We start from the raw sequence: 15,367 nt of genomic DNA, 5'->3' as shown, positions 1-15,367 counted from the left end.
GAAGAATGGGTGGGACCGGACGGGCGTGTTGAACCCTACCCATCCCCTGCCTACCTCCGCCGGCCCGGCCACGACTTATATACTACCCCATCATACCAAGCAGAAGGTGCTATTGACCCACGCACGTACGGCGGTAGCATGTCGCAGAAATCCGAGAACGCGGTCGGTATTTTCGACATCAAGAACTTCGACAGCGGGATCGACATCACCGAGGTAGCTGAGGACACTTATCAGTGTACGTCGTTCGCAAACGTGACGGCATTCGATACGGCAAAGGGACTGGTACTGGTCGATACCGGGCTTTCCAAACTCTCACAACAACTGGCGACGGCACTCAGAGAACACACTGATTCGCCGGTCCACACGGCGATCTACACCCACGGCCACACCGACCACGCCTTTGGTCTTGATGAGTTCCTTATCGAGGGACAAGAGCCTCCGAACGTGATCGCGCACGAAGCGATGGCCGGACGGTTCGACCGCTACGCGCGGACAGAGGAGTACAACAAGATCATCAATGGACGTCAGCTCTCCGCCGACCCGGCGGCCGCGGAGTATCACAGCCTCTGGGAGGACGACATGTTCTGCTGGCCGAACTACCCACCAACAACGTGGTACAGCGACGACATCACGATCACGGTCGGCGACACCACCTTCGAGATCCACCACGCCCGCGGTGAGACCGACGACCACACGTGGCTCTACTGTCCCGACCGAGATGTACTGTGTTCCGGTGATCTCGTCACCGCAGCAGCGCCGAATGCGGGGAACCCCCAAAAAGTTCAGCGCTATCCGTGGGATTGGGCGGACGCACTCCGTGAGATGGCCGCCCTCAACGCCGGGACCCTTCTTCCGGGGCACGGCGAACCCATCGTCAACGACCCCGAGAAGACCGAACACCGGTTGCTCCGCTATGCGGAGTACCTCGACACCATCGTGGATCAGACCATCGAAAGACTCAACGACGGTGCCCCGCCGCATGTCGACATCGTCCGCGAGATCGATCTCCCCGACCCCGAGGAATCCTGGCTCCAGTCGGAGTACGACTGTGGCGAATTTATCGCGCGGAACGTCATCCGCTACTACGGCGGCTGGTGGACCGGTCGCCCAAGCGAACTCAAACCCGCCGGCCGCGGCGCCGTCGCCGAGGAGATCGCCGACCTCGCGGGCGACGCCGAAACGCTCGCTGAACGGGCGGAAGCTCTCATCGACGAAGGCGACGAACGCCTCGCCTGTCACCTCGCCGACTACGCGCTGGAGGCCGACCCCGAGAACGAGGCCGTCCAGACAGCCGTGGCGAATGTCTACGAAGCACGCGCAGAGGCGACAGAGGACATGATGTCAGCCAACATCTTCGCATCGTCAGTGAAGTACGCGAATGAGGGTCGTCCCTTCCGCTGACTGAATAGTGAATAAGGAGCGGCCCTTCGTTTCCGAACGGCGGTTCTACGGCGACGACACAGAGTCTTACTACCTGCGGCAACCCCGACCCGGAAGATGTGAGTAGTGTTCGACGATTCTCCCGTCAGTCGTCGGTACCGACCGCGGTGGCCGTCGGTTGGTCCTCCCCGCGCCCGTCAAGGTGGAGCCGCGGGATCATCAGCAAGCCGAGGAGACACGGTCCGGCCACCACGATCACGGACACCTCAACCCCGTACGACGAGAGCGCCTGTGCGCCGATGATACTACCCACGACCGCTCCGAGTTGCGCCAGCGAGAGGAGAACGCCAGACATAGTGCCGACGTGATTAGGGTCGATATCCGCGAGTTCGCCCGGGAGGATGTAGAACATCGCCGCCAGTCCGCCACCGGAGGACCCCGAGACGAGCATCGCGAGAATGAAGACCGGAAATGACGGTGCGACCCCGGTGAGGATGATTCCGGCCGCGAGGCCGACGATGCCGAGATTCAGCCCGAGCCTTCGGGTATATCGGTCCGACAGCAAGGGAAGCAAGAGCGCACCCGCCGTGCCGGCGAACGGCGACACCCCCAGTACGTATTCCGGGACGGCGAATGCATGGGCGTCGGCGTACTCAGGGAGGACCGCAAGCGACCCGAACACGGACCAGTACGCGAGCGCAGCGAAAGAAATCGCCCACGGCGTCGAGGGCGACCGCAGTACCGCCGGGAGCGAGTCTCGAAACGGAACCCCCTCACTCGAAGTGAACGGCAATCCTGTCTCGACGTTCGTCGGCCGCTCGTCCTTGCGAGGCGAACGGACGAACAGAAGCCAGAAGATGCCGACCACGGCCGTGATACCGCCGTAGAGTGCGAACACGTTCTGCCAGCTTCCGATCGTGGTCAGAAGGAATCCCGCCGACAGCGAGAGTGCGAGACCGATCCCGAGGGTGTTACCGGTCATAAGCACCCCCTGACCGAGACCCAACTGACTAGAGGGGAACCATTCGGTGACGACTTTGATGAGGTTCGGGTTGACGATGCCGATACCGACGGTGGCTAGGAGACTGACCGCGATCTGACCAGTGAGAGTCGGGAACGCGAACCGGACGGCAGTGGCGACGCCTGTCAACACGGCACCGAGACCGACGGCGTACCGGACGGAATACTTATCACCAAGTGCGCCGCCCGGCAACTGCGTGAAAACAAGGCCGAAGCTGATCGCGGCGTAGACGACGGCAATGTCCTGCCAGGGGACTCCAAGATCCACCGCCATTTGCTTCTTAAGTGGAGACAGGGCCTGCCAGACGAGCGTGACACTGGTCATGTGTACGAGGAACGCAACGAGGAGCACAACCCATCGATAGCGGACACCCCCCTCGGACTGGTTCACATGTGCCATAGAGTGACACGGTCTGGAGACGCCTGTATAAGTGACCCTTTGTATACCAACTCCGGTTAAATACGTCTCAATGGACCCGTCAGTCTGCCAGTCAGTACTCCCGGGATGATGGATTCCGTGAACTCGTCGAAGGTGGTCCTTTGGAACAGTACTCGCGCCCCGCCAGTTCTCGACGCCGGCCCCAAAACTCGGTATCCCATGATAAACAACCACTCATACCAAGCGAATCTTGCAACTGTGTGCCCGCTGCCGGAGTAGTCACGGCCGCGACGGGAAGTTGCCGCCGCACCGGGTTGGACCACGGTCCACGCCGGGTTCCGGGAACGTCTCCGACGTAGCGAACGGACCAATCTGAATCACGACACAGTGTGACCAATGCAAGACACGTACTTCGACAACACATTCGACATCGACGACGCTGTACTCGAACGACACAGAACGGCCGCAGAGTCCGCACTCAAGCGCGACGAGTACGGGCTCCTGATCGGGAGTAAGTGGGTAGACTCCGAGGGCGGCGGGGAGGGTGTCGCTATCGATCCGACGACCGGGGAGTCGCTCGCAACCTTCCAAGTCGGAACCACCGCAGACGTTGACCGCGCCGTCAAGGCGGCGCGCGACGCTTTCGAGGAGGCCTGGGGACAACACTCCCCCAGACAACGCGGCGAGAAACTCGACGAGATCGCAGACCGACTCGAAGAAAAGAAAGCAGAGCTTGCAAAGATCGAGACGCTCGAAGCTGGCAAGCCGAACTTGCATTCGCGATTCGTCGACATCGAAATCCTCGTCGAACAGTTCCGCCACTTCGCCGCTGTTGCCCGTACAGCGGACACAGGACGGGTTGTTCCTACGGACGACGAGAAACACGTCGTGACGAAGCGGGAGCCATACGGCGTCGTTGGGGCGATATCGGCGTGGAATTTCCCCGCGATGTTCGTCTCTTGGAAACTGGGACCGGCACTCGCGGCGGGCAACTCGGTCGTGTTCAAACCGTCCTCGAAGGCAGTTCTCGCCACACTCGAGATCGCCGATATCTGTGACACTGTCCTTCCGACAGGGACGGTCAACGTTGTGACTGGCTCCGGCAGCGTCGTCGGAGACGCCATCTCTCAGCACGACGGTATCGACAAGGTCACCCTGACCGGGTCGAAAGCCGCGGGGGTAGCAACGTTGGAGGGAGCCGCGGACACGATCACCCCGGTATCGCTCGAACTGGGAGGCAAGAGCCCGAATATCGTCTTCCCAGACGCCGACCTCGAACAGGCGATTGAGGGCACAATCGTGAGCATCTTCTTCAACTCCGGCCAGCAGTGTACCGCCGGTTCGCGGCTGTTCCTCCACGAGGACATCAGAGACGAATTCCTCGACAGGCTGCGCGAACGGATCGACGAGTTGGTCGTCGGTGATCCGCTCTCACCACAGACCGACATCGGGCCGATGATCGACCACGAACACGCCCGGGAGGTGAAGGGGTATATCTCCCGGGCCATCGAAGACGGCGCGAGATCTCTCGTTGGCGACGACAGTGACGAGACCGACGCGGGCGAGCCAGCGAGCGAGACGGCGGGCGCACCTTTCGTGCAGCCTACCGTCCTCACCGATGTCGACGACTCTGCGGAAGTTGCGTGCGATGAGGTGTTCGGACCGGTACTCACCGTGTTCGAGTGGAGCGAGCGCGAGGAAGTCGTCAAACGCGCAAACGACACGCGCTTCGGACTCGCCGCGGGTGTCTGGACGCAGGATCTCGAAACCGCCCACACAGTCGCCGACGAACTCGAAGCAGGCACCGTCTGGGTCAACACGTACGACGACCTCCTTGATCCCGCACCCCACGGCGGTTTCAAAGAGAGCGGTCTCGGCCGTGAACTTGCCGAGGAGGCGCTGGACGACTACTCGCGCGTCAAATCGGTGAAAATGAACTTTGGTGAGGTGCTGAAGATCGGCTGAGCCGTCATCAATCTCGCAGTCGCTTCGACGCTCGGTTGGGTCAGTAGCGGCAGGACTGGGCATAACTATCATAATTCTTAGGTATTTTTTTGTGGGTGGTGTACGTTGTGGTTGGCATGGATGCAGTCGTGTTCCAGGGTGTGGACGAACCACTCGAACTCAGATCAGTCGACCGACCGGATTGCGATGCCAACGGAGTAGTCGTCGAGACAGAAGCCTGCGGAATCTGTCGAAGCGATTGGCACGCGTGGCAAGGAGACTGGGAATGGCTCGGCATTATTCCACAACCAGGACTGATCTTCGGCCACGAGCCGGTCGGCAGGATCGTCGAGGTGGGAGAGAACGTCACCCGTTTCAGCGAGGGAGAGATGGTGACGAACCCATTCAACTTGAGCGACGGGACTTGTCCGTACTGCCGTGCGGGCCGGGGCAACATCTGCGAGTCGTCGATCCCGATGGGATTCGTCCACTTCCAAAAGGGCGCTTTCGCGGAGGAGTATTCGGTCCGGAACGCCGACCAGAACCTCATCAAGGTCCCCGAAGACGTTCCGGCCCGCGAAATCGCAGGCCTCGGCTGCCGGTTCGCCACCGCGTTCCATGGCGTCAGTCAGCGCGTCGATATCAAGGCGGGCGACTGGGTCGCGGTGCATGGGTGTGGTGGTGTCGGTCTCTCTGCAGTCCACACTGCGACCGCTCTCGGCGGGAACGTCATTGCGATCGACATCGTCGAGGAAAAACTGGAGTTCGCGCGGGACCTCGGGGCCGTCGAGACAATTAATTCCACGGAGGTGGACGACATCCCACAGGCGGTGAAATCAATCACAGACGGGGGCCGTGGCGTCAGCGTCTCCGTCGAGGCGCTCGGCATCTCACAGACGATCAAGGACTCCGTGAACTGTCTTGCCCCCGGCGGACAGCACCTCCAGGTCGGACTGACCACCTCCGAGGAGGGCGGCGAGGTCTCGCTACCGATTGACTTCATGGTGCAGGACGAGCGCGAGTTCTACGGCACCTACGGGATGCCACCCCACGAGTATGACGACATCTTCCGTATGATGTCGAGCGGGAAGATCGACCCTGGGAAGATCGTCTCAGAAACCTGTTCGTTGGGGGACATTCCGAGCGTGATGGAGCGGCTGGGCGAGTACGACACGATGGGAATCCCCGTCTGCACCGAATTCTAACGCTCGTCGCACCACGATTTCGAAACCACACCCCGTTCGGCAACCCTGTACTGTTCAGTTCGTCGGAGTCAGCCGAGTCACTGCGCCGTCGGTATGCATATAAAACACCCAGCTATAACAGGAACAATCACAATAGTCTGTCCTAGCAAGTAGAAGGTGTGACAGTACGACTACCGAGCGAGCCGGAAGCATACATTGAGGAGTACAAACAGACGATCAACGCCTCCAAAGAGTACTCGGACACCGGCGAAGGGTGGGGAGTCGGATTCAACGGGGACTTTCTCTTCGAACTCCAACCGGACGAGACCTACGAGGGCGATCCAATACACTTCTTCGTTGGTCTTGAGGACGGAGACTGCACCGAGTCGTACGTCGTGGACGACCCTGATAAAGAGGACTGGGGATTCGCATACCGTGGCGAGTACGAGGACTGGAAACAACTCATGCAGGGCGATATCGACCCGGTTGAGGGAATGATGGACGGCACGTTCGATCTCGACGGAGACATGCAGAAGGTGATGCAGTACAGTCAGGCCGCGGTCACGATGACGGAATGTGCGGGCGAGGTTGACGTCGAGTTCGATTACTGATACTGTTGACTGTAAATCTGTAACGAGTTTCGCTATTCCGAGATGTCAAATACCTCAAAAACAGTCATATCCAACAGTATAAGCTCTCACGGCCTCCATTGCTTCCGCGGTCTCCGGTCAACCGGCTACGGGAGCCATCAGTTTGAGCCACGAGATATACCGTGCCAGTCCACGAAAGCTCGTAGGTCGTTCGTTTAGTCGGTTAGCCGTCCACCACCGGATTATTCACCGCGGAATTCGGGGTCGCGGTCATCGCGGAACGCGGTGGTTCCCTCGCGCACATCTTCGGTTCCCATGAGCAGGCCGAAGCCCTGACTCTCCATCGTCAGCGCCGCTTCGAGGCTCGCGTCGGCCCCCTGGTTCAGAACCTTCTTTGCCACTTTCAGACCGATGGGCGGCCCTTCGACGATGTCGTCCACGAAATCAGAGACAGTGTCGTCGAACTCCTTGGCCGGGACAGCACGGTTGATCAGCCCCCACTCCTCGGCGCGCTCGGCGTCAATGCGGTTCCCCCGGAACACCAGTTCCTTGGCCCGCGTCTCCCCCAGCACTCGGAGGAGTCGCTGTGTACCGCCTCCGCCCGGAATCAGACCGAGCCCGATTTCGGGTGATCCGAACTTCGCGTTTGCGGTCGCCACTCTGAGGTCGCAGGCGAGTGCCAGTTCCAGCCCCGCGCCGAGGCAGTAGCCGTCTATCTTGGCGATAGTGGGCCGCTCGAAGTCGTTGACGGTCTCGAACGCCGGTGTCACGTCCATGGCGTCGGTCGGGGTGAGATCCGCGAAGCCGCCAATATCTGCCCCGGCACTGAAGGCGCGGTCGCCTGCACCTTCGAACGTAACGCACCGAACATCGTCGGAGTTCACCGACGACAGCAGTGCATCGATTTCGCCGAGGAGGCTCATCGAGAGGGCGTTCATGCGCTCCGGGCGGTCGAGTTCCACTTCGAGCAGTCCGTTCTCGGACAACTCATAGTTCAACAGTCGGTACTCGCCCGGTCCCGCATCGCCGTCAGAACCGTAGTCATGGAACCCCGCACCTGCGTCCTCGCCTGTCCGACCCTGCTCAACGAGTTCGACGAGGTAGTCGTCAGGTTCGAACCGGTCCTGCTCTGTCTTCTCGTGGAGGCTCCGGAGTTTATCGAGAACGACATCGAGTCCGATTTCGTCACCGCGCCTGCAGATACCCTCCGGGAAGCCGAGGCCGAGGCGGACCCCGGTATCTATCTCCTCGGGCGTCGCCACGTCGTCACCGACTAGTCGTGCGGCCTCGTTGACCATTCGAGCCTCCACGCGCAGCGTGTCGAAGTTCTCGCCGTCACTGGGTTCGTAATCGACTCCATCGCCGTTTTCGTAGTCGTAGTACCCTCGACCCGTCTTACGGCCGAGTTCGTCGGCTTCAACCTTCTCCTTCATGATCGGCGGTATCGGCCGCCCAGCCTCCGTTCGGACGTGATACCCCACGTCGATACCAGAGAGGTCTACGAGTTCGAACGGCCCCATCGGGTAGCCGCGTCGATGTACCATAGCAGCGTCTGCCTCGCGTATCGTCGCCTCCTCGTTCGAGACCATCCACGCGGGTTCGTCGATGAACGGCCCGAGAACCGTGTTGACGACGAATCCGTGGACGTCCTTCCGGACGTAAATCGGCGTTTTGTCGAGCGATTCGACGAACTCGTAGGCGGCCTCGGCGGTTTCGTCGCTAGTTTCCTCGCCGTAAATAACTTCGACCAAGTTCATCTTCACCGGCGGGTTGAAAAAGTGCATCCCCACCACGTCCTCGGGTCGGGAGGTCGCGGTTGCCATTTCCGTGATGCTGAGGCTGGACGTGTTCGACGCGAGCAGTGCGTCGTCCGGCGCAAACGCGTCGAGATCACCGAAGATGTCCTTCTTGAGGTCCATCCGCTCCGGGGCGGCCTCGATGACGAGGTCGGCGTCGGCGACTGCGGGTTCCAGTTCGACCGCAGTGTCGATACGGCCGAGAACCTCATCGACGGACTCGTCGAGATGGTCCTTTTCAGCCAGTTTCTCCAAACTCCATTTGATATCTTCGTATCCGTCCGCGACGAGATCCTCCTCGACGTCGCGCATCGTGACGTCGTATCCGGCGATAGCGGCGACTTCCGTGATTCCGTGACCCATGTTTCCCGCTCCGAGTACGGACACCTGACCGATGTTAGTATCTGTCATACATCAATCTGTTTCGGAACGTTCCGACTTAACTTCACTGGGGATAACCTACTTCTGTAAGATATTTACTATATATCCCTAACGACGGAATTTATTATCAGCGTATTACTTTTGTTCGTTAATACAAACATAATGCGGAGATGCAGTCCGTACATTTCAAGAGACTGCATCAACCGACACACCACAGCAGAGCAAAACAACGGATAGTGGAAGAAGAAAAGTCAAAAATCAAGCGAGGAGACTCACCCGCAGAAGGTTTGAGAGTCGGATTTCATCGAGTCGAGGGAAGTTACTCCTCAGTTGCGTTGAAGACGTAGTAGACCGTGCCCGATGTGAAATTGTTTGTTGCCGTGTTGTTCGTCGTCGTTTTGGACTGCTCGCTCGCGCAGGTCACTGTAAACGACATACCGGGAGCCAACGTTTCGTTGCCCTCTACGACTGTCGCATGCAGTGTTTCCTCAACATCAGGTTTCGTCGTCGTGTTTGTGGGGACCAACTGCATCGACCCCACTTCGCCAGCTATCAAGACATCATGTATCGGTTCGACAGCAGTTACCGACTCGGAATCGAGATCAACGTCAGCGACGACCTGCGGCCGCGCGGTCTCGTCCGTTGCCACGTAAACTTGAAGCTCATCGCTGACCGCTTCGACCTGGAAGTGAGGGGAATCAGCGTTCTCGAAGGAGCGTTTGACGGTCTCGTTCGACCACGCGAGTTGCCACGCGTTCTCGATATCCTGCTCGCTCAGTCGGTCGTCGGGATCGATGACTTTGACAGTATGATCAGCGGGCGATACACCGTCCGTAGGCGACGCATCGGCGGTCACCGGTGACGGACTTACAGTCGTCGTTGCAGCAACGACACCACTTGCTCCGAAGGCGAGTAGTGCCGCAACCACGAGTGTGAGTGCTCTGTGTTGCATATTGCGTATCCTATGTGAGCGGCGAACCGGGAATGGAGGACCACGTTACGCATCTCGATCAGCGGGAACCTGTGCTATCGTGATCCCGATTCGCCTCAGTAACCAGTTGTATGAAAGACCTCATAGGCATTGATTGGAAACCCATTCGGAAGCCGTTGCGAACGCGTTTTGCGCCCGTTCACATCTGCTTCGATCCCGTTCCACGCCCGTTCCACTAGTATCGTTGTGGTTACTGGAGTCGAACCGTATTCCCGATACCGACCCGTTCGCGCTCGACGAGTTCCCGGTGTTCGAGTTTGTCGAGCGTCCGACTGACAGTTGCCTTCGAGAGATCAGTCTCCTCAACGAGCTTTCGTTGTGGGAGTTCGCCATCGGCCTCAATGAGTGCTGTGTAAACGACTTCTTCGTTATTCTGTAGGCGTTCAGCCGTCGCTTCCCACCGCTCGTGGTGCGACTCCCAAGTACCTGAATCCGAATCTGACACGCCATTGCTCGGTTCGACGCCGCCGTTTACTGCCGGTTGCGAGCGTGCGTCAGGGCGGTCGTGTTTCGGCTGGACAAGTTGCTGGGCGCGGTCGTGGAGAACGAGGTACGTTCCACTGGCACCACACAAAACGGCCGCGACAACGACGACGGCAACGTCACTATACGTGAAGTATTCACCGAGCTGAGTCGCCTGTGCGCTACTGTCACCCATCGAGACCATGATCGGAGAGGGAGTGATTAGCTGCATAGCAAGGACGAGGACGGAGGCAACGAATAGTACCGCCGCCACGAGGTGTGTGTTCTGGAGGGCGCGGAAATTCATACTGGCAACTCCTAGCGACGAGGTTTAATGATTGTCGTTTTCTGGGCTAAAACCCCCGTAAAACACGTGTGAAACGCGTTTCCAACGCTTCCAAACGCGTTTCACCCCAGGGCTGATATAGTCTTTCAGCCAACACGAGACGTATGACTAGTGAGATTCGTTCCCGACTCTTCATTCTCGTTGGCCTCTCCGTTCTCGGCGTTTCGTTGGCCGTCATGGGAACTACCCTCGGGGTAACGTCCCCGCTCACGAACACCGATGACAACGCCAAGTTCGTCGTCAATCAAGAGAATATGACGTTTTCGAGTGCTGGAGAGAGTGTGACGTTAGCCCAGAACATGTCCGAAGTCGAGAAGGTGCAGATTACGCAAGTCAAGTCTGGGCAGTTCGAGGTGCATACAGAAAAAGAACAGCCCTTCACAGCGGCCGAACGCGACCGTGCAATCGGAGTTGCACGGAACAACGAAACAGTCCGGCGGCATCTCGACCAGATGGATGAATATACGCTCGCTGTCGATCCGGTTCAGAAGATAAATGCGAGTTCAGCATCGGAAATTAGTGGAACGATCTCTCAAATAAACGGATCCGATACCGAGACGGGTTCTGAGTTGACAGTACAGATCGGAAGCATGTCCGTTGAGAACGAAAGCAGCGTTGTCATCCAACGTGAGTCCTCGTACGTTAAAGATCGAGCAGTCGTCCGAGTTCGGCAACCGAATGAGCCCGAATTGCAGGAGCTCAAATATTCAATCGATATTGACCTAGCGAACGGGACTGTGACCGATATTACAGACTGGGACAAGATTCGACAGCAACCGACAACGACGACAGACACTCTAGAGACTCACAACTCAACCGTTGCTAACGAGTCATAACGAACAGCTCCCGGATGGAAGTGTCTATGCACGGCCAACACAGCAGAGAGTGCAACGAACTTCGGGGAGATCCGGAATACCCACGATTGCATACGTTTTCAGTTCAATGCTCGTTGAAGGCTGAGTAACTGATAAACGTTAATTGCTTCTCGGAGTTGTTGACGAGTATGTCGCTTTTGTCCTCCTTGCGTTCGGAACCCGAGTCGTCCCAAGAGGGACCACTTCGGATTCTCGACGTGGACGATGATGAGGCCGATGCGGTGTTCGATGCGCTTTCTTCGAAGACAACGCGCATGATTCTCGCAGAACTCCACCGCAGTCCGAGTACGCCGACAGAACTCGCCGACCAGACCGAGACGTCCATCCAGAACGCGATGTACCATCTGGAGAAACTCGAAGAGACCGACCTCGCTCGAGTTGTGGACACCCAGTATTCGTCTCGTGGGAAGGAGATGCAGATATACGCGCCGAGCGAGAACGCCGCCGTCGTCTTCATCGGAACTGACGATCGGAAAGACGGTCTCTTTTCGATGTTCAAGCGATTTCTGGGAGCTATCGGCGTTATCGCACTTATCGGCGTCGTACTGCAAGCAACGACGAGCGTACTCGAAGCGGTCCAGCAAATACCAGAAGGACAGGTAGCAAGCAGCCCGAATTCACTTGTGGCGTTTGCTGGGGCAATCACGACGCTCGTCGTATCGTACGTCTCAAACGACGATTCACAGTCCCCCAATTCGCGGGATACAAGCCCCGTCCTCGACCCAATGACGAGGAAGACACTGCTAACGACAATCGTACTCCTGACAGGAGTGTGTGCAACACCAGTCGCTCTGGCGTACAGTCCCGCTGTTTCCGGTGAGTACTACACCTCGACAACACCAGCAGAAACAACAGGTTCCGAAGCAAACGCCGGTGTTCCCGACGTTTCTGACGAAACGGTTCACGTCGTCGTCAAAGGCGGAAACCCGGACGTTCGAGAGGCGCTCTCCGATCAACTGGTGACAAAATTCAACGAGCGCGGTGCAACAGTCGAACAGCACGAGACAATCCGCTCGGTCTCAGGTAGCCTCTTCGTCGTCCAACTTACCGATAGCAACGTCGATGCAGGAGGCCTGACTCCGTCCGCGAACTTCACGACGTACTTCACGTACGTCGAATACGGGAATGCGACTGTCGCTCGGACTGTCCTCGCTCACGAGCAAACGTCGGACATCGGACCACCTCTATTTCAGAAGGACCTTCCCGGACGGATCGCAGTCGGATCGTTCGTATTCGAGCGTGGGAGTCCCGACCTCACCTCCGCGCTAAACACCATCAAACGCGGTGGCGGCGATCCTGCTGTCTTTACAAGCGAGGTCGGCGCAGCGGCCGCAAATAGCTCCGTAGACCAAGCGTTTGACAAACGTCTCTGGACCTGATCACCGACGGGATTCTATTAGAGAATCAGGAAATCGAACGTAGAATGAGCGGATATATGTTCGAATTGACAGGATATCAACGAAGTCTATGTGTAAAACAGATATAACGATATCCGATACGTGAGTAAGTAGAGATAATATGTCAGTATATCCTCAGCTAGTTCGGTGAATCAAACTCAAGAGCCGGATAAGTGACCAAAATCCGCCAGATTATATTCAGATAGCGAGCCAGATAGATCAAATCTGTACAGTCTGTTTTTGCCCACAGATCGCCACCTGCTGTTGCGTCTGTCATCACCACTATCACCGCCCGTCTCGAAGGTGGGCTTTGAGTAATAGCATTACATTCATACGGATGTAATCTACGAGACGTGAGCGACAGTTGTGAGCGTCCACGACTCAGCGACACCGTCGGTCTACGACGACAGGAGTCAGTTCTCACAGCACACTCAGCTAGTTCAGCGACGACGGAGAACTAATCGTGTCCGATACCATCGGACATCTCAAGTAAAGACGGTGAAACACGGAACAGCGAGGGCTGGGTCGTACCCGTTCAGTTCCTCAAGAGAACGCGATGTTTAGTTCGAGTTCGTTTGCAGCGCCCAAAAGCAGGTTTGGAAGAACGTTTTCGAACTGGTCACCCTTCAAACGGTGAGATGGTCCGGTGACACTGAGTCCACCAATTGCTCCGCCTTCGGGGGCCGTCACAGCGACACCGACCGCATGCGTCCCACGGACCGTCTCCTGTCTGTTAAAGCCGTACCCTCGCTCGCGTATCTCTGCTAACTCGTCACGCAGTACCGCAGGATCGGTAATCGTGTTCTCAGTTAGTTGCTCGAACTCGACCTGTTCGATGTACTCGGACAGTTCCTGCTCGGGGAGTTCGGCGAGAATCGCTTTGCCCGCAGACGCAGCGTAGAGGGGAATACGACTACCGAGTCCGGGATCAGTTTGCACAGCATGCTCACCCACAGAGCGAGCGAGATAGACTGCTTCCGCGTGCTCTTCGACAAAGAACTGGCAGCGTTCACCGGTCGTCTCCGCAATCTCTTCGACTTTCTCACGGATGAGGTCGTAGCCGACGTAATTGTCTCTCGCACTCACACCCAAGTCGAGAAATTTGAGTCCGACGTGATATCCATCGGGACGGTGGATCAAATACCCGAGATCTTCGAGAGTCCGAAGGTGTCTATGTACCGTACTTCTCGCATACTCAAGGTCGTCTGAAACCTCAGAGACCGTCTTCCCCTGATCTTCCTTGACGCACTGCAGGACATCGAACAGCGTCCGCGCCGATTGAACGGTGTCGGGCACACCCCCGTTGTCTTCGTTTATCATGACTATTGATACCAACGAATACCATAAAGAATGTTCGATATCATCGGACACGAAATCAGAAGGAGTTGCTGTTCGGAGACGAGAAATAATAGCAGGGACCGATTTGCTATCACGATTGTTCATCATAAGCTATAAATATGAATATTTGATACTTGTGTCTGGTAGTCACATACAACCATGGTTGATGATACATTACAACGACGTGAGTTCCTGTATGGCGCAACAACTGCTGGAATAGTCGGGCTTGCTGGCTGCTCCAGCAGTACTGGAGATACCAGCAACTCCCCCGGTGGTGGCTCAGGCGGGGGCAGTGGCGATCAAAGCGGAACCGGTGACAGCGGAGGTGGCGAGTTGTCACTCCGCATCGGAACATCCGCCGGTGGGACGAAAAACGTCGGTTTGGCGGTCGAGCGGACGGTCAGTCAGCACAGCGATAAACTCGACTACGCCACAGTCGAGAGTCCGGGCTACGTGGGCACCATCTACCGGATGGCCCAAGACCAATTCAGCGGCGGCATCACGGACAACAACTCACTGACGAAGGCGCTCACCGACCGCGGAAGTTTCTCCGATAAATCGGTAGATGAGATCCCGTACTACGGGTTTTACGCCTTCCCCTACAGCATCTACCTCATCGCTCGTGACGGAACAGACATCGAGACGTTCGATGATCTCGCGGGGAAAAATGTCTACCCCGCAGAGCCGGGATACTCGACGCGTGCGACGACGCTCGACGTCTGGTCACAGGATCCGACCAAGGAAATCTACGAGCAGATGAACATCCAGAATATGGGTGTCGGCGACGCACCCGGTGCGATGGAAGAAGGCCGAATCGACGCCGCGATTGCGTATGGAACGCCCGGTGCGGGATATACAGGCTGGGTGACTGAATACGACGCACGTCTCGACGTTCACTACGTCGAACCGACAGATGCACTCAAAGAGTCCGTTGCGACATACAGCGGCGCGGGATCATCGACAATATCGATGAGTGACTGGAGCATGCAACAAGACATCGGAACTGACGAAGTGTTCACGTGGGACCTCGAGGTTAACTACACCTTCACGCCGGAGGCGAACGCGGATGCGGTCTACGAACTGTGTCGCGTCGTGGATGAACACAACGACGTGGTGAACGAAGCCGAAGCGCAGTTCAACGACTTCGAATCCACCGCAGACATGCTCGGATCCGCCCGTGAGAAGATCCCGGTCCACCCCGGAGCAGCAAAGTACTACAAGGAGAACGAGGCGTGGGACGAGAGCCTCTCAGTCGGTGAATAAGCGGAATATCAACAGTGAGTA

At 57.6% G+C, this 15,367-nt stretch carries 12 protein-coding genes; 7 read left to right on the top strand and 5 right to left on the bottom strand.

All coding sequences use genetic code 11. From position 1 onward, the window contains the following. The first annotated feature begins 138 nt into the window (after nucleotides 1–138). Nucleotides 139–1,401, top strand: a complete 1,263-nt coding sequence (locus HBOR_RS17080) for an alkyl sulfatase dimerization domain-containing protein (RefSeq protein WP_006054555.1) — start codon at nucleotides 139–141, stop codon at nucleotides 1,399–1,401. A 124-nt stretch (nucleotides 1,402–1,525) separates the two neighbouring features. Here HBOR_RS17080 and HBOR_RS17075 read toward each other — a convergent pair whose 3' ends face one another. Further along, entirely contained in the window at nucleotides 1,526–2,800 is a 1,275-nt protein-coding gene (locus tag HBOR_RS17075) for an MFS transporter (RefSeq protein WP_006054556.1), read from the bottom strand. Nucleotides 2,801–3,175: 375 nt separating this feature from the next. On the opposite strand from HBOR_RS17075, the gene HBOR_RS17070 reads away from it, so the two are divergent. The 3 genes from HBOR_RS17070 to HBOR_RS17060 all read left to right on the top strand — a co-directional run bounded on the left by HBOR_RS17070 (nucleotide 3,176) and on the right by HBOR_RS17060 (nucleotide 6,518). Further along, on the top strand, nucleotides 3,176–4,744 hold the full coding sequence (locus tag HBOR_RS17070; RefSeq protein ID WP_006054557.1) for an aldehyde dehydrogenase family protein: 1,569 nt from the start codon (nucleotides 3,176–3,178) through the stop codon (nucleotides 4,742–4,744). Nucleotides 4,745–4,860: 116 nt separating this feature from the next. Beyond that, nucleotides 4,861–5,928, top strand: coding sequence for a zinc-dependent alcohol dehydrogenase family protein (locus HBOR_RS17065; protein WP_006054558.1), 1,068 nt, complete (start codon nucleotides 4,861–4,863; stop codon nucleotides 5,926–5,928). Nucleotides 5,929–6,086: 158 nt separating this feature from the next. Then, nucleotides 6,087–6,518, top strand: a complete 432-nt coding sequence (locus tag HBOR_RS17060) for an SCP2 sterol-binding domain-containing protein (RefSeq protein ID WP_006054559.1) — start codon at nucleotides 6,087–6,089, stop codon at nucleotides 6,516–6,518. A 221-nt stretch (nucleotides 6,519–6,739) separates the two neighbouring features. Here HBOR_RS17060 and HBOR_RS17055 read toward each other — a convergent pair whose 3' ends face one another. The 3 genes from HBOR_RS17055 to HBOR_RS17045 all read right to left on the bottom strand — a co-directional run bounded on the left by HBOR_RS17055 (nucleotide 6,740) and on the right by HBOR_RS17045 (nucleotide 10,434). Continuing rightward, nucleotides 6,740–8,704, bottom strand: a complete 1,965-nt coding sequence (locus tag HBOR_RS17055) for a 3-hydroxyacyl-CoA dehydrogenase/enoyl-CoA hydratase family protein (RefSeq protein ID WP_006054560.1) — start codon at nucleotides 8,702–8,704, stop codon at nucleotides 6,740–6,742. A 289-nt stretch (nucleotides 8,705–8,993) separates the two neighbouring features. Further along, entirely contained in the window at nucleotides 8,994–9,626 is a 633-nt protein-coding gene (locus HBOR_RS17050) for a hypothetical protein (protein ID WP_006054561.1), read from the bottom strand. A 229-nt stretch (nucleotides 9,627–9,855) separates the two neighbouring features. Continuing rightward, nucleotides 9,856–10,434: a helix-turn-helix transcriptional regulator gene (locus tag HBOR_RS17045; RefSeq protein WP_006054562.1), complete on the bottom strand. Its 579-nt coding sequence runs from the start codon at nucleotides 10,432–10,434 to the stop codon at nucleotides 9,856–9,858. A gap of 143 nt (nucleotides 10,435–10,577) precedes the next feature. Here HBOR_RS17045 and HBOR_RS17040 point away from each other — a divergent pair, with 143 nt between their 5' ends. Then, entirely contained in the window at nucleotides 10,578–11,309 is a 732-nt protein-coding gene (locus HBOR_RS17040; protein ID WP_006054563.1) for a hypothetical protein, read from the top strand. Between the two features lie 167 nt (nucleotides 11,310–11,476). Continuing rightward, nucleotides 11,477–12,727, top strand: coding sequence for an ArsR/SmtB family transcription factor (locus HBOR_RS17035; protein WP_006054564.1), 1,251 nt, complete (start codon nucleotides 11,477–11,479; stop codon nucleotides 12,725–12,727). A gap of 561 nt (nucleotides 12,728–13,288) precedes the next feature. Here the strand turns inward: HBOR_RS17035 and HBOR_RS17030 are convergent. After that, a complete protein-coding gene (locus HBOR_RS17030) occupies nucleotides 13,289–14,065 on the bottom strand; it encodes an IclR family transcriptional regulator (RefSeq protein ID WP_006054565.1) in 777 nt (258 codons plus the stop codon). A gap of 177 nt (nucleotides 14,066–14,242) precedes the next feature. Between HBOR_RS17030 and HBOR_RS17025 the strand changes: the two genes are divergently transcribed. Next, on the top strand, nucleotides 14,243–15,346 hold the full coding sequence (locus tag HBOR_RS17025; protein ID WP_013440781.1) for a TAXI family TRAP transporter solute-binding subunit: 1,104 nt from the start codon (nucleotides 14,243–14,245) through the stop codon (nucleotides 15,344–15,346). Nucleotides 15,347–15,367: the final 21 nt, after the last annotated feature.

The sequence above is a fragment of the Halogeometricum borinquense DSM 11551 genome (assembly GCF_000172995.2).
GTDB classification, from domain to species: Archaea; Halobacteriota; Halobacteria; order Halobacteriales; family Haloferacaceae; genus Halogeometricum; species Halogeometricum borinquense.
Note: the sequence above shows the minus strand (reverse complement) of the source record. Positions and strands in the feature narration are given on the sequence as shown.

Coding starts and splice junctions, on each gene's coding strand:
- HBOR_RS17080 (WP_006054555.1), top strand. CDS start 139: ATGTCGCAGAAATCCGAGAACGCGGTCGGTATTTTCGACATCAAGAAC.
- HBOR_RS17075 (WP_006054556.1), bottom strand. CDS start 2,800: ATGGCACATGTGAACCAGTCCGAGGGGGGTGTCCGCTATCGATGGGTT.
- HBOR_RS17070 (WP_006054557.1), top strand. CDS start 3,176: ATGCAAGACACGTACTTCGACAACACATTCGACATCGACGACGCTGTA.
- HBOR_RS17065 (WP_006054558.1), top strand. CDS start 4,861: ATGGATGCAGTCGTGTTCCAGGGTGTGGACGAACCACTCGAACTCAGA.
- HBOR_RS17055 (WP_006054560.1), bottom strand. CDS start 8,704: ATGACAGATACTAACATCGGTCAGGTGTCCGTACTCGGAGCGGGAAAC.
- HBOR_RS17050 (WP_006054561.1), bottom strand. CDS start 9,626: ATGCAACACAGAGCACTCACACTCGTGGTTGCGGCACTACTCGCCTTC.
- HBOR_RS17045 (WP_006054562.1), bottom strand. CDS start 10,434: ATGAATTTCCGCGCCCTCCAGAACACACACCTCGTGGCGGCGGTACTA.
- HBOR_RS17040 (WP_006054563.1), top strand. CDS start 10,578: ATGACTAGTGAGATTCGTTCCCGACTCTTCATTCTCGTTGGCCTCTCC.
- HBOR_RS17035 (WP_006054564.1), top strand. CDS start 11,477: ATGTCGCTTTTGTCCTCCTTGCGTTCGGAACCCGAGTCGTCCCAAGAG.
- HBOR_RS17030 (WP_006054565.1), bottom strand. CDS start 14,065: ATGATAAACGAAGACAACGGGGGTGTGCCCGACACCGTTCAATCGGCG.
- HBOR_RS17025 (WP_013440781.1), top strand. CDS start 14,243: ATGGTTGATGATACATTACAACGACGTGAGTTCCTGTATGGCGCAACA.